The organism is Lewinella sp. W8, from assembly GCF_004375085.3.
GTDB lineage: Bacteria > Bacteroidota > Bacteroidia > Chitinophagales > Saprospiraceae > Neolewinella.
Map to the genome: position 1 here is coordinate 35,045 of NZ_SNAQ03000003.1, position 20,318 is coordinate 55,362.

The following is a 20,318-nucleotide window of genomic DNA, read 5'->3' on the forward strand; positions in this document are numbered from 1 at the left end:
TACGCATGGTCCTTACCCAAATGCACTAGGCGTGTCCGTCGACATTCGGTACGTGAAAACCCGCTCCGGTGTCCAGGTTCAGCGCCGTCAGGTAACCAAAGCCATTCTCCGGCGGATGGCTGCACCCACTGTCGATGCAAACCCACTGGCGTTCCTGCATGCGACCGATACCAAACTTTATGGATCGGAGGGGCTCCGGTGTGTGGCCGTGGACGATAATCCTTGACCCCAGCCAATCGTAATTAATATCGTATTGCCAATAACGTTTGTAGATCATGGCCTGCTGATCGGCCATGGGATCGGGGTGGCGAAAATTCAGGCCCGCGTGGACCAAAAGATAGCCGGGCGTCTCCATGAAATAGGGGAGTTTATCCATCCAGTTGACGACCATCCGAAACCTTGGATCAGCGGGGTCCAGTCTGGCCCCGACACCATTGATCCACATCTGTTCGTGATTGCCCCGGGAACACCGGACCCGATAGCCCTGGTTTTGCAGGCGCCAGATTTGCTGCACCACCCCCAGGTCGTCCGGCCCCCGGTCCACAAAGTCGCCGAGTAGGAACAGTTCGTCGTTTTTGGTGAGTTTTATCTTCTCCAGTAATCGGGTAAAGGTTTGTGGACAAGCGTGAATGTCGGAAATGGCGAATCTTGACATAAGGAACGGGGGAATTCTCCGGAACGAATCGTCGGATACCCCAAAAGAAAGTTTATCGGATAAATTGTGGGTAAAGTAGATACATTTAGGACGAAATAATCAAAGTCTAATCCGCTTTACACCGGATAAAACCTTAAAAAAATTAACAATTCCGTCGACCTTTCCGGCGTTCAACTGTTATCCCCACTAAACCAATTACTACAATTATGCTCAGAACAACTTTACTCTTCGCCCTGCTGATCCTGGGGTTGACCGCTTGCAATAATTCCGGAGAAGCCGTGGCCGACGCGGTGGAGGAAACCACCGACGTTGCCGCCGATACGGCCGACGAGGTGATGAACGCCGTGAGCGACGCTGAGACAATGGTTGGTGATGGGTTTGAGGTCAAAGTACTTGACGGTACGATCAAAAGCCCCCGGAAAGAACTTTCCGGTGCCGTAGCCGGGGTTCCGGTGACGATCAATTACGGAAGCCCCGCCGTCAACGGACGGGTGATTTACGGAGACCTGGTGCCTTACGCTAAAGTATGGCGCACGGGCGCCAACGAAGCTACCCGGATTACCTTCGGGGAAGACGTTGCCGTAGGCGCGGAGGGCGAGACGCTGCCCGCCGGAACTTACTCCCTGTTCACGCTGCCCGACTCCCGCGACAGCTGGACGATCATCTTCAACAAGGTTCCCGATCAGTGGGGTGCCTACGACTACAACGCCGCCGAGGACGCGCTACGTGTGTCCGGTGTCAGCATGCCTAACGAAGACAAGGCCGAAAGAATGGACTTCACCATTGACGGTGAAATGGTAAAGCTGATGTGGGATGACCTCATCGTTGGCTTCCCCGTAGCCAAGGCCGCTAAATAAACATTTCGAAGAGCAGCGGCTGCTCGTTGATGTGTTCAAACTGAATGCCGCTGTCTTCCATTCGTTTCACCAGGGGGCCAAACTCATCTTCGCTGGCCAGTTGAATGCCCACCAGGGCCGGGCCCACGGCCCGGTTGTGCTTCTTGGTGTACTCGAAATGCGTAATATCGTCCTCGGGCCCGAGGATGTTCAGGAATTCCCGCAGTGCCCCCGCGCGCTGCGGGAATTCTATTATGAAGTAGTGCTTGATGCCCGACCAGAGCAGGGCTCTTTCCTGAATTTCCGCCGTGCGGGTAATGTCGTTGTTCCCGCCACCAATTACGCAGACCACCGTTTTTCCCTTGATGTCTTCCAGCTGATCGAGGGCGGCGACCGAGAGCGCCCCGGCGGGTTCCACGACCAGTCCCTCCTCATTGTACAGTTCCAGCATGGTGCCGCAGACCTGTCCCTCCGGGACCAGCAAGATGTCCTTAACCACTTCCCGCACGATGGGGAAGTTGTGGTCTCCGACCCGTCGGACAGCCGCGCCGTCCACAAAGCTATCGATCCTCTCCAGAGTCACGATCTCCCCGGCCGCGAAGCTGGCGTGCATGGCCGCTGCTCCGGAAGGCTCCACACCGTAGATGGTTGTTTCCGGACTTAGCTGACGAAAGACGCTGCCGACACCGGCACTCAGACCGCCGCCGCCCACGGCCATCAGCAGGTAATCAACCGGCTGGGTGAGGTCGTCGAGAATTTCCAGTCCCACGGTGCCCTGTCCGGCAATGGTGTCGGGGTCATCAAAGGGATGTACGTAGGTAAGTCCCCGTTCCTCGGCGGCCTTCAGGGACTCATTGTAGGCATCGTCGTAGGTGTCGCCAACGAGTTCAATTTCCACGAATTCTTTACCAAAGGCCCGCACCTTGCGGATTTTCTGGGCCGGCGTCACCGCCGGCATAAAGATGACGCCTTTAACCCCCATTTTGGCGCAAGCCAGGGCCAGGCCCTGGGCGTGATTGCCCGCACTGGCGCACACCACGCCGCGTTCCCGCTGCTTGGCCGTTAGGGTAGACATTTTGTTGTAACTACCCCGGATTTTGTAGCTCCTCACTTCCTGTAGGTCCTCCCGTTTGAAGTAGATTTCGGCCCCGTAGTGTTCGCTCAAGCGATGGCTCCGCTGGAGGGGCGAGTGCAGGGCTACTCCCCGCAAACGGCGGCGGGCCCGGGTGACGGCTTCAACGGAAACGAGAGGAGTGGTAGTGGCAGACATATTCTAAAATAAAAAAATTGCCGGTAACTCATGAGATGGGTTACCGGCAGGGGAAGTATAGATTCCAACGATTGTTCTTGCGGGCTACTGCCCGTGGGCCACCGACACCTACTTGTTTTCGGGGCGCAGACTGCGAACCGTCCGGCCCGCCTGCCACATTTCACTTTCGTGGAGTTCCTTGAGTTCCGCCTCCAGCTTTACCCGGTAGTCCGGTTGGGAGTTGGAATCAATGGAACGCTGGGCTTCTTCTCCGGTAGCCACACTCTTATAAAGGTCCTCGAAGACCGGCTTGGTGGCGTCGCGGAACTTATCTTTCCAGTCCAGGGCACCGCGCTGGGCGGTGGTGGAACAGTTGGCGTACATCCAGTCCATACCGTTTTCGGCGACGAGGGGCATCAGGCTCTGCGTCAGCTCTTCCACGGTTTCGTTGAAGGCCTCGGAAGGGGTGTGTCCGTTTTCCCGCAGCACCTGGTACTGGGCTTCGAAAATGCCCTGGATGGCGCCCATCAGGGTGCCGCGTTCTCCGGTAAGGTCGGAGTAAACTTCCCGGCGGAAGTCGGTTTCAAAGAGGTAGCCGGACCCAACGCCGATACCGAGGGCAATGACCCGCTCGTAAGCACGGCCGGTAGCATCCTGGGCAATGGCGAAACTGGAGTTCAACCCACGGCCTTCCAGGAACAAACGACGTAAACTCGTACCGGAGCCCTTGGGGGCCACGAGAATGACGTCAATGTCTTCGGGAGCAATGATGCCGGTGCGCTCGTTATAAGTAATGCCAAAGCCGTGGCTGAAGTACAGGGCTTTGCCGGGAGTAAGGTGGGGCTTCAGCGTGGGCCACACCTCAATCTGGGCGGCGTCGGATAGCAAATACTGAATGATGGTGCCCTTGGCGGCAGCTTCTTCAATGGGGAAGAGCGTTTCGCCGGGAATCCAACCGTCGGCGACGGCTTTGTCCCAACTGGCGCCTCCTTTGCGTTGACCAACGATGACGTTGAAGCCGTTGTCTCTCAGGTTCATGCTCTGACCGGGGCCCTGAACGCCATATCCGATCACGGCAATGGTTTCATCTTTAAGGATTTCTCGGGCCTTGTCTAAGGGGAATTCTTCGCGGGTAACGACGTTCTCTTCAACGCCGCCAAAATTGAGCATTGGCATCTGTTAGATTTTCTGGTGGTCCGCAAAGATGCAAAAGGACCCTTCCCCCACGGCCCCAAATGCCCGGTCAATTACGATTCCCAACACCGCAAAGCAGTAGTGAAATTTCGCTGGTGCGGCCCGTCTATACCTTAACGAACTCCAATTACTGCCGCCGGACTTCAATGGGTTGAACCTTAATTTGCTCGGTATAAATTTCGGCAAAACGATGGTGGCCGAGCAGGTAGTAGTGCAGGACAATACTGTCCGAAATGCGTCCTTCCTCCGATCGGCTCAGCCCAATGGCGGCCGCATTGATCTGCGCCTGTCGGTCTTTCCTTCGGTGACGCCACATGGTGAAATTCCGGAAAAAGTGCCAGTGAGCGTCCACGATGGCCCGAATGTGCTCAAAATTCCCCTGACTGAGGAAGAGCAGCCCGGCCAGCCCGTCCAGAAGCAAGCGTACGGGCAGCCACCAGATCAGGCGACTGGTGGGCTCGTTCTTGAAGCTGGTCACCAGAGTGTTGCGGAAGTTCAGGTAGGTTTTTCGGGGGGTGTTGTAGGACAGGGTTCCGCCACCCACGTGATATACGGTGGCCGCTGGCTCCACCATCACCCGGTAGCCCGCGCGCTTCATCCGCCAGCAGAGGTCAATTTCTTCGGCGTGGGCGAAGTACTCCGCCTCAAAGCCCCCGAGATCGTGGAAGAGCTGCGCCCGCACAAAAAATGCGGCTCCCGTAGCCCAGAAGACTTCCGTCCTGCCGTCGTACTGCCCCTCGTCCCGTTCAGTGTGGGCGAAGATGCGGCCCCGGCAAAAGGGATACCCCAGATAGTCAAGGTAGCCACCCGCCGCTCCGGCGTACTCAAAACGGTCGTGATCTTCTTCCGCCAAAACCTTCGGCTGCGCCGCTCCGATGGTCGGGTCCTTGAACAGGGGGGTGATCTGCTCGATCCAGCCCGGACTTACCCGGACGTCGCTGTTCAACAGCACGTATAACTCGGCGGTTACTTGTTGAAGTGCCTGATTATAACCACCGGCAAAGCCGTGATTTTCTTCCAGGGTGATCAGTTCGACCTGGGGATGATGTTCCTGCATCCAGATCACGGAATCGTCCGTGCTGGCGTTGTCCGCCACCACCACCCGGGCGTACTCGGGGAGAGATTCCTCCACCAGGGAGAGGTACTTCTCCAGAAAGTGGCGTCCGTTGTAGTTGAGGATGACCACGGCCGTGTCCGGCCCGTTCTCCTGCTCCTTGCGCCGTCTTTCGGCAACGGGATTTTTGCTGGAAGCCAGCACGGCCTGGGTGGCCACCTTGTCGGCCGCCAACTGGTGCTTGAGGGCCTCCATATTGTCCAGCTTTCGGTCTTCCCGGACGTAATCGATGAAGACGATGGTGAGGGACTCTCCGTAGAGGTCCTCGTCAAAATCAAAGAGGTTCAGCTCAATGGTGATGCCCCGTCCGTCTTCCAGGCTCGGACGATCGCCGATGTAGAGCATGCCGTCCAGCAGCTGATCGCCCCGGATGGCCCGCACGGCGTAGATTCCGTTGGCGGGAATCAGCTTCAGCGGGTGGTCGGGTTGGATGTTGGCGGTGGGGAAGCCGATGGTTCGCCCGAGTTGCTGCCCCTCCACCACCACGCCGGAAATCTGGTAGGCATAGCCCAGCAGCTCCCAGGCCCGCGCTACTTCTCCCTTCAGGAGGGCGTTGCGGACTTTGGTGGAGCTGACCGTAATGTCGTTCACCTCCTGGGGGGCAATCTCGATCACCTCGTATTTATGTTCCTTGCCGTGGTGGCGCAGGTAGGCGATGTCGCCCTTCCGGTCCTTGCCGAAGCGGTGATCGTAGCCGATCACGATCCGATCCGGCTGAAAGTACTTTACCAGGAAGTTTTCGATGTATTCCTCCGGCGTCTGCTTACTGAATTCCCGGGTGAAGGGGATCACCACCAAATGATCGATGCCGGAAGCTTCGCAGCGCTTGATTTTTTCTTGGATGGTGGTCAGCAACCGGAGGCTGTCGTCGTCCGGCTGCAGCACCGTTCGCGGGTGGGGATCAAAGGTGATGACCACACTTTCGCCTCCCCGTCTTTCGGCCAGTCGTTGAATCCGTTTCAGCAGTTGTTGGTGCCCGCGGTGGACGCCGTCAAAACTACCGATGGTGACCACGGCACGACGAAAACGGGGAAGTTGATCTAACTGGTAGTGAACCTTCATTAGGGTAGCGTACAAATAAAACCGGCGCGCGGAGCTCGGGGATTGATGAAAAGCTAACGAATGCGCCCGACGCAATCAGACCATTGCTTTTCTGGGGTTGGAGTTAAGAGCTTGTTTGGAATTTAGTAATCGACCTCCATTTGGCTTTTTTTGGCGCTAGCTTCGTTGGTAAAATCCTCATTTAGCGCTGCTAAATTCCGGTTTTCCCGCCTTGCTACCACCAAAAAAATCTCAAATTCGGTCAGACGACTAAAATCCGAACAAGCTCTAAGGTTGGCGTAAACGCAGGTGCAAGGTACAACGGTTAGGGCAATGAAAAGGATGTGCGGGGGAGGCTAAATGTGTCAGGGCCGGACGATTGCTGATTGCTGGTTGCTGAGTTGCCGATTGCTGAGTTGCTGGTTGAAGGAGGGCCATCCGCTGCTCAAGCCCAGAACCTTAGGCTGAATCCTAAATCCTTAAGCCTAGATCCTGAAACCTCAAATCATTGCACCTGCGCTCCGTCGCATCATGTTTAAATCCTTGATCCTAAGTCCTCACTCCTGAATCCTAACCAAAAATCCCCCGGCCAAGTCGGACCGGGGGCTTCCTTGAAGAGATTCACGATTTACTCAGGGTCTTTGGGCGGGTGCCAGGTGTTTCTTGTAGCTTATGGCGGGCAACAACCGGAATATTCCGTGTCCCGGCAAGGCATATTGATTATTCGGTCCCGTTGAAAGATTGATCGGAGAATTCGTCATCCCATTCAACCCTAAGTCTTTCCGTTCGTTCCCTTCCCAGACCCAACTGAAGTGATGGAATCTTCCAAAATCGTCAAAGCACTGTCCACCGTCATGGACCCCAACACGGGCCAGGACCTCATTACGGCCAATATGGTCCTGCACCTGAAGGTGGACGCTCCGAACGTATCCTTTACGCTGCAATTGCCCAAGCTGGATGCTGACTATAAGCAGCAGCTCAATTTTGCCTGCCAGGAAGCCATCCTAGAAGTTTATCCCGAGGCCAACGTCCACGTCCACATGCAGAACCCGGCGGCTACCGCCGCCGCGGGGCAGGGGAGTGGCGGCCCCAAAACCAACAATCCCCTGCCGCACGTGCGCAACATCATCGCCGTAGCCAGTGGCAAGGGCGGGGTAGGGAAGAGCACCGTGGCGGTCAATCTGGCCCTGGCGCTCCAGGAACTCGGGGGCACGGTGGGCCTGCTGGACGCCGACGTCTACGGCCCCTCCGCCCCGACGATGCTTGGCCTGCAGGGACAAAAGCCCAAAGTGGAACGGGTCTACGGCAAACCGAAGATCAAACCGCTCTTTGCCTACGGCATGCCCGTCATGAGCACCGGCTTCGTCGTGGAGCCGGAACAGGCCGTGGTCCTGCGCGGCCCGCGCCTGGCGGGCATCATCCGACAGTTCTTCGAGGAAACGATCTGGCCACCGCTGGATTATCTCGTGGTGGACCTCCCTCCCGGCACCGGCGACGTGCAGCTTACGCTGGTCCAGACCGTGCCGGTGACCGGTGCCGTGCTGGTCACTACCCCCCAGGAAGTAGCCCTGGCGGACGCCGTGAAGGCCATGAATATGTTTTTCCTCGACAGTGTCAACGTCCCCGTGCTGGGGGTAGTCGAGAATATGTCCTACTTCACCCCGGCGGAACTACCCGATAACAAGTACTACCTCTTTGGAAAGGGAGGCGGTAAGACCCTGGCCAAGAAGAGCCAGAGCATGCTGCTGGGTGAAATACCCCTGGTGCAGTCCATCCGCGAGGGGGGTGACGAGGGCAAGCCCGCCTTCGTCAACAAGGAGGACCAGGTGACCCGGGAGGCCTGGATGAAGGTGGCCAAAAACGTGGCCCGGCAGGTGGCCATCCGCAACGAATTGTTGCCGGAAACGCGGCGGGTGGAGATGAAATAAGAGTTCACGGGATTGAATCAATTCGAGTGAATTATTTTCATTCCCTTTTGTAATTACAGAATTAGTCTATCTTTACTGCACAAGTAGTGGAAAGGTGATGTTTGCATTACTTTTCCTCTTGGTGCTGTCTGAATTATTTTTAGTCTCTCTTGAAAACCATAGGCCTCCAATTCTCAGAATTGCTGTTGTGTCTAGAATGCGGTAAGGATTTCCTATTGCCTTAGCCTGCTATCTGGTGCTGGTAGCTGTTCTTGTTTGGGTCTAATTCTTGGCTTGGCTATCCACCTTTTTGTGGAAGCTTTCCGTTGTCCATTTTCTGGTTGACTATTTTCGGGTGTGCATGCTACTTGTAGCCTGTTGTACCGATCACTTTTGTGTTATGTCGAGCATTAGAATGGATTGTTCCATAATTTCTCAATCGCAATTTTGACTTCCTCTCTCGGCTTGTCCAATTGGGGTAAGTGCGGGTAAGGAGCAGCTTACTTTAAGCTGTGCGATCGGAAAATTTTAGTGACCTGACTTTCTTTTCGGTGGTGTTCTCCATGAATGTGGTTGACCAATAGACTTACGCTGGGAACTATCCCATCCTTTTTCCCACGGTTCACGAACCGTGCTAAAGGCACGGGATCGATTAAACTTAGTGGTGGTCAGAACAACTGATTTTCTTTTAAGGTCTTTGTACTCACTTACTACTGAATTGCTGTCTTGAAAACTCTCATCCACATGAATTTTAACCTACGCGCCCTTTTACCTTTGGTCGCTTGTTGTTTACTGGCAACCATCCTTTCTGCGCAAGAAGCTCCCCCCATCTATGTGGAAGTTGAAGTTCAACTTCCTACCACACAAGCTGCAGAATATCTGGAGTCCCTGGAATTGGATACGGACCACTTCCATCCTCACGTTGGTCTCAATAAACTCGTTATTCCAGAGACTGATATTCCTAAGCTCCAGGCGAGTGTGCTCGACTACGAAGTGACGGTCAAGGATATGGCCTTCTTCATTGAGCAGAGGAACCTCCTGGACATGGCCAAGTATAACCCCAATGCCCCGGACCAAAAGTCAGCGACGGCGGGCTTTGAACTTGGTAGTATGGGTGGATTCTACACCTTTGATGAACTGATTGCCCAATTGGACGAGATGCGTAGTCTCTATCCAAGTCTGATTACGGAGAAGTTTAGCATCGGTACTACCGCTCAAGGCCGAACCATCTGGGCGGTCAAGATCTCCGATAATCCTTCAGTTGATGAATCCTCATCGGAAGCAGTGTTCTACGTTGATGCCCTGCATCACGCCCGTGAGCCGGCATCTGGAGCGACGGTGATCAATTATATGTTCCACCTTTTAGAAAACTACGGTTCTGATCCAGAATTGACATATTTGGTCAACAATCGGGAAATTTATTTCGTACCCTGTGTCAATCCAGATGGTTATGTTTACAATGAACAAACCAACCCTAATGGTGGTGGTTTCTGGCGGAAAAACCGTCGGGTAAACTCAGGAAGCTCTTGCCGGGGCGTAGATATCAACCGGAACTACGATACCGATTGGGGGGGGAGTGGTTCAAGCAGTAACCCCTGCTCGGATTCCTACCGTGGCCCTTCGGTATTCTCAGAGTTGGAGTCCCAAGCCGTGCGTGATTTTGTGAACGCTGTGCAGCCTTCAATTGCCTACACTACGCATACTTCTGGTGGTTACTGGTTAGGGCCCGACTTTAGCAATGGTCAGCAAGAATTTGCGATCCATGCGGAAGTCATGGCGGAGGCAATGAGCATAAATGAATACATCCACGGCGATGCTGACGTGATTCTTGGTTACGCTAGCGGAACGACTCAGAACTGGATATATGAAGCTACGGGTGCCCTAACCTGGACGCCCGAGATAGGCGAAACCGGATTTTGGCCCAGTATACCGGAAATTATTCCTCTGGTGAATGAGCAACTCTTGGCGTACGAACACGCTACCTGGGTGGCGGGGGCTTACGCTGATTTCCAGGGCTTCCAAGTGCTGAACGGCTCCAGCCTTTCCAGCGCAGATAACCTTGAACTTGGTGTTGAGATCTTCAATAAAGGACTCTCCCGTACGGCTAACAACGTTCAGGTGACACTGACCACGGACAATCCCGGCGTTACGGCAGTGGTAGGTTCTCAGTCTTACGGCAACATCGCTTCCCGGGCCAAGGTATCTAACTCCACACCGTTTGAGTTTAGCGTCGGTGCCGGCGTTCCCGCAGGTACGGTGGTAACCTTCTTCGTTGAAGTTACCCAGGACGGTGTAACCTCAAATTCTGACAGCTTCTCCGTAACCGTTGGGGAACGAAATGTTCTGTTTAGCGACGACGCGGAAGGAGGGAACGGAAACTGGGTAAACCAGGGTTCTGGTACTACTTGGCAGGCCTCCAATGAAGATACCTATACGGGTAACAACTGCTTTGTTGATTCTCGATTGAGTCATACTTCCAGTAGCCAAAACCGGGCGTTTGCCATGAACAGCTCCGTTTCTCTTGCGGGTACTTCTAACCCCCGACTTGAATTTGCCGCAAAGTGGCAAGGACATAGAACAACCGATTACATACGGCTTCAAATTAGTACGAATGGGGGGAGTTCATGGTCAACAATTGGTACAAATTCTACCTCAGACATAAGTGGGTCGCCCGCCTTCCGGGAAAACGAAAATTGGACCTGGCAGGACGTTGATCTTTCCGCTTATGCTGGTCAGTCGGTCCGCTTTCGCTTTTGGTCAATTTCATCTGGCGGACTTCGTCCAGATGGGTTTTATTTTGATGCCTTCAGAATTGTTGATTATTCTACTCCACCGGCCTGCGCCGTTTCGGGCTCCATCGTTAATGAGAATTGTGATGGCCAGGGAACGGTAAACACCGCGGATGACGTGTATACCATTACCGTTACAGCTACGGTTACCAATGGTAGCGGCGCTTACGACCTCCTGGTCAATGGCTCCCAAGTTGCGGCCAACCGTCCTTCAGGATCGAATACTTCCTTCACGCGCCCTGCGGATGGAAATACGGTAAACATCAGTTTCCGGGATGCCAGTGATAACAGTTGCGTTTCGGGAACGATCACTTCCAGCCCCCTGGTTACCTGTAGCCCCCCTCCACCTACATGTGAGGTAACGGGCAGCATTACCAACGAGAGCTGTGACGGGCAGGGCACCGTGAATACCTCCGATGATATTTACATCATTTCGGTTTCCGCTATGGTTACCAATGGCAGCGGTGCCTACGACGTATTGGTTGACGGGACCGAGGTTCAGGGAAACGTAGCTTCCGGCACTGGCACGAGTTTCACCCTGCCGGCCTCTGGAACGACCGCAAACGTAACCTTCCGCGACGCGACGGACAATGGCTGTGTATCTGCTACGAGTACCACCAGTGTACTAAGCACCTGTAGCCCGCCACCTCCCGTATGTAGCGTAACGGGTAGCATCATGAACGAAAGCTGCGACGGCCAGGGTACGGTTAACACGGCCGATGATGTATACACCATTACGGTATCCGCCACGGTAGCTAACGGCAGCGGCGCCTACGACGTATTGGTAGACGGTACCGAGGTTCAGGCCAACGTGACCTCCGGCACCAGCACCAGCTTTACCCTGCCCGCTTCCGGTACGACGGCAGAAGTTACCTTCCGCGACGCGACGGATAATGGCTGTGTATCAGGCACCAGCACCACCAGTATCCTCAGTACTTGTAGCCCACCACCCCCCTGTGTGGTTTCTGGTTTCATCGTTAATGAAATCTGTGATGGCCAGAATACTGCTGCCACGGGAGACGACATTTACACCATCACCGTAAACGCTACGGTCGCTAATGGCAGCGGTGCCTACGATGTATTAGTTGACGGCAGCCAAGTGGTCGCTAATGTATCCTCTGGTTCCAACACCAGCTTCACGGTTCCTGCTTCTGGATCCAGCGTTGCCGTTACCTTCCGGGATGCTTCGGATAATGGCTGCGTTTCTTCCGCCGTCAACAGCTCCACTCTGGTGAGCTGCAGCCCCAGCTGTTCGGACGGAATCCAAAACGGGCAGGAAACCGGCGTAGATTGTGGCGGTCCGGAATGTAGTGCCTGTCCTACGGTTGGCTTCCAGTTTGAGCGGGGAACAGTAACGGCCAGCAATGGGTGGATCAGTGTGCCCCTCAGTAACTCCTACAATTCAATGGTTGTAGTGGCTACTCCGGTGTTACCCAACAATTCTACTACTCCCGTAGTAACCCGAGTACGTAACGCAAGCGGAAGTTCATTTGAACTCAGGGTACAGAATCCCTCCAATGCTTCCATCGGATCCTACCTGGTACACTACGTCGTAGTGGAAGAAGGTGTTTACACGGTAGCTAATGACGGCATCAAGCTTGAAGCTGTCAAAACAGTTGAAAGCGTTACCTCTCGAAAAAATGGCTGGTCGCTTCAGAGCAAATCCTACCAGCAATCCTACTCTAGTCCAGTAGTACTTGGTCAGGTAATGACCGCTAATGACAATGACTGGTCCGTATTTTGGGCCGCTTCCGGATCGTCCAGAACAACGCCTCCGACGAGCTCTTCCTTCTCTGCGGGTAAGCACGTAGGGGAAGATTCTGACATTACGCGCGCATCAGAAACCATCGGTTACATCGTGATTGAAGCCGGTACTGGTACTATTCAGGGTACGGAGTATATCGCTGGCGTCGGGTCGGATATCGTGCGTGGACCATCAAACTCCTCTAACGGTTATACCTATGGCCTGAGTGGACTCAGTACTACTTCTGCGGCCGTAGCCAGTGTGGCAGCACTAGACGGCGGTGACGGTGGTTGGCCAGTACTATTTGGCGGAAACCCCTTCACTTCTTCTTCGCTGACCCTGTCCTTTGATGAAGACCAGATTGCTGACTCCGAGCGTTCTCATACCACGGAACAAGTAGCCATCTGGGCATTTGGTACTACTGCTGGTCCTCCTGCTTGTACGGTTTCAGGGTCAATCGTTAGTGAAAGCTGCGATGGACAGGGAACGGTGAATACCGCAGATGATACTTATGACATTACCGTAACGGCTACTGTTTCTAACGGTAGTGGTGCCTACGATGTGTTGGTCGACGGTAATGAAGTAGCCGCGAACCGGCCTTCTGGATCAAATGCGACGATTACCGTCTCTGCTGATGGCGGAACGGTGGACATTAGTTTCCGCGATGCCGCTGACAACAGCTGTGTTTCTGGAACAATTACTTCAAGTACACTATCAACCTGTAGCCCGCCACCTTGTAGCATCACCGGTAATATTGATAGTGAGGATTGTGATGGACAAGGAACGGTAGATACCGCAGATGATATTTACACCATTACCGTTTCGGCTACAGTATCTAACGGTAGCGGAGCTTATGATGTATTGGTTGACGGCTCTGAGGTGGTAGCAAACGTAGCCTCTGGAACGAGCACAAACATCACGCTTCCAGCTTCGAGCACCACTGCTGATATCACCTTCCGTGATGCTTCTAACGATGGCTGTGTATCTGGTACCAGTACCACTAGCGTGCTGAGTACCTGTAGCCCGCCGCCACCGACCTGTGATGTTTCCGGCAGTATTATCAGTGAAAGTTGCAATGGACAGAATACGGTCTCAACGGCGGATGATGTCTACACGATTACGGTAATTGCCACGGTAGCAAATGGAAGCGGTTCTTATGACGTACTGGTGAATGGAGCCCAGGTAGTCGGAGGGGTAGCTTCCGGTACTAGCACAAACTTTACGACTGCTGCTTCCGGTGGCGCTGTGGCGATTTCCTTCCGGGATGCTATTGACGGTAGTTGTGTTTCTAGCATCATTACCTCTTCTCCCTTATCAAGCTGTAGCCCAACTTGTGGCGACGGTATCCAGAACGGCCAGGAGACGGGCGTCGACTGCGGTGGCCCCGATTGTGCCGCCTGTCCTACCTGTGACGACGGTATCCAGAACGGTAACGAAACGGGCGTCGATTGTGGTGGCCCCGATTGTGCCGCTTGTCCCATATCATATTGTGGTTCTCAGGGTAACAGCACTAACTACGAATTCATTCAGTCAGTGACCTTCAACGGCCAGACGAACAACTCCGGAAACAACGGGGGATACGCTGACTTCACTAGTATTATCTTCAATGCTGATCGCGGTGAATCGGTACCCATTAGCCTGACGCCTGGTTTCAACGGAAGCTCGTACAATGAGTTCTGGACGGTCTTCATCGATTACAATGCGGATGGTGACTTCTCCGATAATGGTGAAGTTGTTTTCCAGAGCGCAGGATCCAATACCCGCACCGGGAATATTCTCATCCCAAGCGGAGCTGTCTTAGGGAATACCCGGGTACGGATTTCTATGCAGTGGAATGCCTACGTTGGTAGTAGCTGTGGTTCCTTCACTTACGGTGAAGTAGAAGACTACACGATCAACATCAGCAGCAGTGGAGCGAGACTGGAGCGTGAGGAAAATAGCTTCCTGGACGCTTATGCGGACGATGGACCTCCAGTGCTGGAGCTTTTCCCGAACCCCGCTCAAGAGTCCATCAATTTAAAAGTGAACGGAAATTTCCAATCCGTCGATAATGTTTCCATCGATATTGTTGGTGCAGATGGACGCCTCGTGAAGCATCTGGAACAAACCTCATTCTTCCGCGGCGATCAACTAAATATTGACCTGAGTAACCTCAAAGCCGGTGTTTACATCATGTTGATCAAGGGAGATGGCTACCAGGAAAGCTTGCGGTTTATTCGTAGGCAGTAATTGATAATTAACCTTATTGCGAAGCTGGAGCCCTAGAGTACTCTAGGGCTCCAGTTTTTTTTTTTGGAGTAGGGAAACATACGATCAATATCCTTGTGGCGTCTAGCTGACTTAGTACCAAGAATCCTCAGGGACTTTTGGGCTGCCCTTGGATAGCGATGCTAAGGCAAGAGCCTCGTAAATGTCAAGCAGCCTAACGGTTTTTTTACGCAAAAAGCTGAATGTTAGCATCATTCGACTAGGTCAAGGTATTTTTGTTCCGTAATGTTCCAAACATTGTTTATCTTTGGTATACCCAGTTTTTACTGGATGTTTTTAATTGCATGAAAAATTAGACCTAAATTTCTCTCAAAAGCCTTTGTTGGCTCCCTAATTCTTTACGTGCGATTGTTTTATTCTAGTGACTTGTCACTAGGAGTATATGTGCTGTCCGAATTAGCGTTTTATGAAAGTCGACCCGACAAACCTGTCTAAAGGAGAGGAGTACCGTGCGGGTACTCTCTCTCTTCCGGAGTTCAGCAATTCGCTTGACTGGGGCCTTTCCTTCTCTGTTCGTGGTTCAATTTGGCATGGTTTATCTTCTGAAGCAAGACCATCACGGAGATCTCTACTTCTTATTCGCGGCATCATATTCGTGAACCTGGCAATAACCATGACTACATCGCTAAGGCTACATGTAGGCTATGAGTTGATCTGGTACTATTGGGTGACCTTCATCCATGGCCATCGGTAGACCTGCTTTTGATCTTGAATTTTTGAGTTAACATCTTATGAAAAACAGAAGACCTAAACAAACAATCAAAGGCCGGATGGGGAATACCTCATCCCGATGGCTGCTTTCTACGGGGATTTTACTATCCGTGTGGGGAATCGTAACTGGACTTCCAGCAACGAAATCAGGTGGTGACGCTCCCGAAAAGAGTGAAATTGCTACGGAGACGTCGGTAGTTTTCAACGATCCTAACGACATCTGCGTGTCCATTTTCCAGGACTTTGACAGTGATGGTACTGATGACGGAACGGGCGAGCCTGGAATAGCGGGCCTAACCGTTACTGCCTACAGTAGCACCGGAGTCGCTACCGTTTTTGATGATGATGGGGGAGGAAATTATTCCTTTACGCCCGGCAATACGGACGAATACCGCGTTGAGGTAACTGGTTTACCCGCAGGCCTTGAGCCCAGTGTTGCGGGCTCAACGACCGTTTTCTTTGGCTCACGGGGTGACAATATTCCCGTAGCCCTGCATCGTCCGGCAGAGTTTGTGAGCGGCTCCAATTTATTTTTAGCCACTCCGTGTTACGTTGATGGGCCATTGAACGGAAGCAACAGTAGTGGAGATGTACTGGTACTAACCAATGTGTCCCAACTAGCACCGGGGGTCGGAACGGTTAGTCCAACTTCCTTCTACGTAGCCGAGCATCAAGAAATCGGTGCTACTATGGGAGTAGTTTATTCAGGAGCTTCGAACAGCATTTTTGCCGCCGCTTTTACCAAAAGGCACACTGCGTTCGGCCCAAGTGGTACGGGGGCCATTTATAAAATTGATCTCAATGGATCAGGTCCAATGCCTCCGATCTCCAATACTGGAGTATCAACCTTAGTAGATCTCAATGCACTATTCGGAGCGAATACCGCAGGGGCTAACCCTCACCCAAGTATTGCGGGTACGGACTTTGATCGTGATCGAGCTACCTACGATGCCGTTGGTAAGGTCGGATTAGGCGGATTGAGTTACGATCCCGAAAATAATGTTTTGTGGACTATCAACCTTGCAGATCGCAGACTCTACGAAATACAACTTGGTGGCACGGCGGTTAATCCCATGCCCCCCGTAGTGGGGGATATTTCTCGTTGGCCTGCAGGGGGTAATTTGACGGGGCTAACTGGATTGCCAGGAAATGCCGCCGCAAGAAACACTAACATTCGTCCCTTCGCCGTACAGTATTACCGAGGTAAGGTATATGTAGGGCTGGTGTCAACGGCCGAATCCACGGTAACTTTTAACGCTTCGAATAGTACGGTATCCAATTTTGGTAATCGCAATGAGTTGGAAGGATTTGTGTACGAATTTGATCCTGTGACCGACCAGTTTAGACAAGTGCTGAGGTTTCCACTTAATTATGGCCGTAATTCAGCGATTGATTTTTGTAGCAATAATGCTGATGCTGAATTTAATCCCTGGACCCCCGTTTACGATCGCGCAGGATTTCTCACCCGGCAAAATGCCACAATTGGAACCGGAAATCTTGCCGAACAATCTTACCCACAACCCCAAATTGCGGACATCGAATTTATGGAGGATGGTCGAATGGTTGTCGGCATCCGGGATCGTTTTGCGGACCAGCATGGCTACCTAAAGCTTCCCCCAAATCCAAATGCAGCCACGGGGGCTAATACACGTTTTACTGCTGATGGAGGGGGGGATATCCTGGTGGCATCACCGAACATTTCTCTCAATGACGGCACTTTCGTGATAGAGAATAATTCGTCGAACGGTACCAACGGAGCTCCCTTCGGCCCAACCTTTGGAGCCGGCCGTGGAGAGGGCCCCGGCGGTGGAGAATTTTTCTTTGGAGATCGTTACCGTCCAACCAACGCGCCACCAGATGGCCCCACCCGGCCTGGATGTAGTACGGACGTGAATGACGTTGATCCCGCTCCGCCGTGGCAAAACCGTGAACAGGGGCATGATGAGGTTAGTCTCGGGGGCGCGTTTATCTACAGCGGACGAGAAAGGGTAGTAATGTCCGCGTACGACCCATTAGAGGACTGGAACTTCTTTAATAATGCGGGTATGATTGAGATGTCCTCTACGGATGGCAGTCGTCTCAGAGCGCTGCAGATTTATGCTTCCACTCCTGGTTCGGGTACCTTTGCAAAAGGCAATGGTTTGGGTGACGTGATTGGCGTTGGAGGAGGCGCACCCATTGAGGTTGGTAACCGCTTGTGGGTAGACGCCAATGAGAACGGCCGTCAGGACCCTGGCGAGAACGGGATCAATGGAGTATTGGTCGAGCTTTTCAAAGAAACGAGTCCAGGGAATTTTACCAAGGTTGCCGAGACGACCACTGCATCGGATCCCGTACAGGGAAATGGCTTCTTCGTTTTCAGCACCGACGATGACGGTGCGCAGACCTGGTTAAATGGTTTCACGGAGGTGCAAGCGGAAATGAGTTATGAGATTCGCATCTCCCTTGCCTCCATCCAGGCCGTTGATAATACGGTCTCCGCCTTTACCACTCAAGATTATGATGTTGGTGAAACGACCAACGATCGCAAGACAGACTTGAATGACTCCGATGCTTCCTCGACGGGAGTGATTGCCTTCAGAACTGGCCTTCCGGGCCAAAACAACCATACCCTAGATATGGGCGTGGTGCAGGCAATGCCGTGCACAATCACGGTTAACAGCGCCACACCGAGTGTATGTGATCCAGGTACGAATACCTACTCCCTGACCGTATCGGTCACCTACGCCAACGCACCGGCGGGCGAAGATATCGAAATTACCACGGATAATGGAGGTAGCCAGACCTTTACTCCCGCAGGTACGGATGGTACCGAAAGCTTTGTGCTCACCAGCCTCACTAGTGACGGGGTTATGGACATTGACGTAACGGCCAACTATGCAACGACAACGGGTTGTTCGGATGAATTGGAAGACGCCTACACGGCTCCGATGGACTGCACGCCTTGTTCGATCACAGTCAACAGCGCCACACCGAGTGTTTGTGATCCCGCCACGGGAGAATACAGTCTCGAGGTGTCGATAACCTACGCCAATGCCCCCGCCGGTGAAGACATCGAGATTATGACCGACAATGGGGGGAGTCAAACCTTTACACCTGGTAGTACTGATGGTACGGAAACCTTCACCCTTATAGGTTTAACTAGTGATGGAACCGCCGACATTGATGTTTCGGCGAGTTACGAGACCACTACCACCTGTACCGATACGAATACTGACGCTTATACTGCGCCGGAAGACTGTGTTTGCGATATCGTGATTGATGAAGTGAATGTTGGCCCCTGTAATCCTGCGGATAATACGTATTCACTTTCGGTAGAAGTCACTTACGTTAATGCTCCGGCCGGCGAAGACATCAGAATTACTACCGACAACGGAGTTGATGAAGTATTTACTCCCGCAGGTACCGAAGGAACGGAGACCTTTACCATTTTTGATATCACTAGTGATGGGGTAACGGGCGTTGACCTTACGGCAGCATTCGAGAATAGTAGTACTTGTTCCGATGCCCAAGTGGATGCTTATGACGCTCCTGAAGCATGTTTCACGGAGTGCCCCGTGGTGGTTACCGTTGCTTCATCAGCGGCACTTTGTGCTACTCAAGATGTTGATTTGACGCAGGGGGCCAGCATTCTTCCCATGGGCTTGGGCGGTGTGTGGTCCACACCCGACGGTACGGGCTCGTTTGATGACGGAGCCGGCGTCTTTGGAGTTGCAACTTCCTACATACCGAGCCCGGAAGATCGTGCGCGTGGGTCGATCACCCTCATCTTGACCGCCAACCCAATTAATCCGCCCAACCCGAACTGTAATGAGCCAATCAGTAACCAAGTTACCTTCACCATCCAAAATGTTAACTGCGGCACCTTCCCCTGGGATGGTGGCAATTAAGAATTTTCGGTTTTTGGGTCTTTAGGTGAGCATTCACCTGGAGGCATAGTCTCTCATGAATTTTTATTTTTTAAATGTTTCATCCCTCAAAGTTGGTTATTTAAATTATCGTTTTAAGTACATAAATGTAAAATCTTACGGGTCCCATCTCCTTCCGGAGGTGGGACTCTTTTTGCTAATTTGTCCCCGACAACAAGAACACAATTTATGCGCCGCACTGGTACCCGCTTGCTGAGTTTATTTTTCCTGGCTTCCTTCCTGATCATCACGGGCTGCGGCGAGCCGCCGCAGGGTGATGCTTCGTCGGACGACCAACTGGTCATGGCCAGGTTCATGGACTCGACCACCGTGGCCAAGGTCACGGAGCTCAAAGCCCGGTTTGACCAGGGGTTGCAGGATTACGGGGGGCAGGAACGAGCATTGTCCTATCTCTACCAACAGCATGCGCTGCGTCTGCGGGGCCACTTTCTGGAGGAAGAACCCTTTCATTCTCTGTATCCCTTCGACGGGCGGTTCCAACTGGGGGATCATGCGTCCCTGATCCGGGAGATTCCCTTCTTTTCGGACGCCTGCGGCTTCCGGGACGCCAACGGCAAGGAGGTGAACTACTATTGCCCGGCCATGAACCCCGAATATTTTGCCTATCTGGAGTCGCTGGGAACCACCAACGAGATCATTCAGAACTTCGCCAACGATTACCAGCAGTATAAAACCATCTCGCCGGCCGTACGCCAGCAAATGCTACTCTCGGCACCGGATGTCTTCAATTTTGCCAGTGAAGACGAGCAGCTCTTTTATGCCCTCATGCACACCTGGGTGAACGAAGAAATGCAGGCAAGGCTCAGCCTCACCCGGAATCAAAACCCACCGGCTGCCCCCGCGAGTGGTGGTGAAACGGGTGGTACTCAGCAATAAACCCC

The 20,318-nt window shown here is 53.1% G+C and carries 9 protein-coding genes; 5 read left to right on the forward strand and 4 right to left on the reverse strand.

What is annotated here, in order from left to right; genetic code table 11:
• Positions 1-25 precede the first annotated feature (25 nt).
• A complete protein-coding gene (locus E1J53_RS04600; protein ID WP_134271779.1) occupies positions 26-655 on the reverse strand; it encodes a metallophosphoesterase in 630 nt (209 codons plus the stop codon).
• 206 nt (positions 656-861) lie between these two features.
• Between E1J53_RS04600 and E1J53_RS04605 the strand changes: the two genes are divergently transcribed.
• Positions 862-1,512 (forward strand): DUF2911 domain-containing protein, encoded by a 651-nt coding sequence (locus E1J53_RS04605; RefSeq protein ID WP_253930467.1) that lies wholly within the window; start codon positions 862-864, stop codon positions 1,510-1,512.
• On the opposite strand, the gene ilvA is transcribed toward E1J53_RS04605, so the two are convergent.
• From ilvA to E1J53_RS04620, 3 genes are all read right to left on the reverse strand, one after another.
• Positions 1,505-2,761, reverse strand: coding sequence for a threonine ammonia-lyase (ilvA, locus tag E1J53_RS04610; protein WP_134271780.1), 1,257 nt, complete (start codon positions 2,759-2,761; stop codon positions 1,505-1,507). The genes E1J53_RS04605 and ilvA overlap by 8 nt on opposite strands.
• 108 nt (positions 2,762-2,869) lie before the next feature.
• Positions 2,870-3,916 carry a ketol-acid reductoisomerase gene (gene ilvC, locus E1J53_RS04615; RefSeq protein ID WP_134271781.1) on the reverse strand — a complete coding sequence of 349 codons (1,047 nt, stop codon included), beginning with the start codon at positions 3,914-3,916 and terminating at the stop codon, positions 2,870-2,872.
• Between the two features lie 145 nt (positions 3,917-4,061).
• On the reverse strand, positions 4,062-6,110 hold the full coding sequence (locus E1J53_RS04620; protein WP_134271782.1) for a bifunctional riboflavin kinase/FAD synthetase: 2,049 nt from the start codon (positions 6,108-6,110) through the stop codon (positions 4,062-4,064).
• Between the two features lie 794 nt (positions 6,111-6,904).
• Between E1J53_RS04620 and E1J53_RS04625 the strand changes: the two genes are divergently transcribed.
• The 4 genes from E1J53_RS04625 (at position 6,905) to E1J53_RS04640 (ending at position 20,313) form a co-directional block, all read left to right on the forward strand.
• Positions 6,905-8,017, forward strand: a complete 1,113-nt coding sequence (locus E1J53_RS04625; RefSeq protein WP_134271783.1) for an Mrp/NBP35 family ATP-binding protein — start codon at positions 6,905-6,907, stop codon at positions 8,015-8,017.
• A gap of 723 nt (positions 8,018-8,740) precedes the next feature.
• Positions 8,741-14,758: a M14 family zinc carboxypeptidase gene (locus E1J53_RS04630; protein WP_134271784.1), complete on the forward strand. Its 6,018-nt coding sequence runs from the start codon at positions 8,741-8,743 to the stop codon at positions 14,756-14,758.
• A gap of 770 nt (positions 14,759-15,528) precedes the next feature.
• Positions 15,529-19,398: an SdrD B-like domain-containing protein gene (locus E1J53_RS04635; protein ID WP_134271785.1), complete on the forward strand. Its 3,870-nt coding sequence runs from the start codon at positions 15,529-15,531 to the stop codon at positions 19,396-19,398.
• Positions 19,399-19,605: 207 nt separating this feature from the next.
• On the forward strand, positions 19,606-20,313 hold the full coding sequence (locus E1J53_RS04640; protein ID WP_134271786.1) for a hypothetical protein: 708 nt from the start codon (positions 19,606-19,608) through the stop codon (positions 20,311-20,313).
• Positions 20,314-20,318 lie beyond the last annotated feature (5 nt).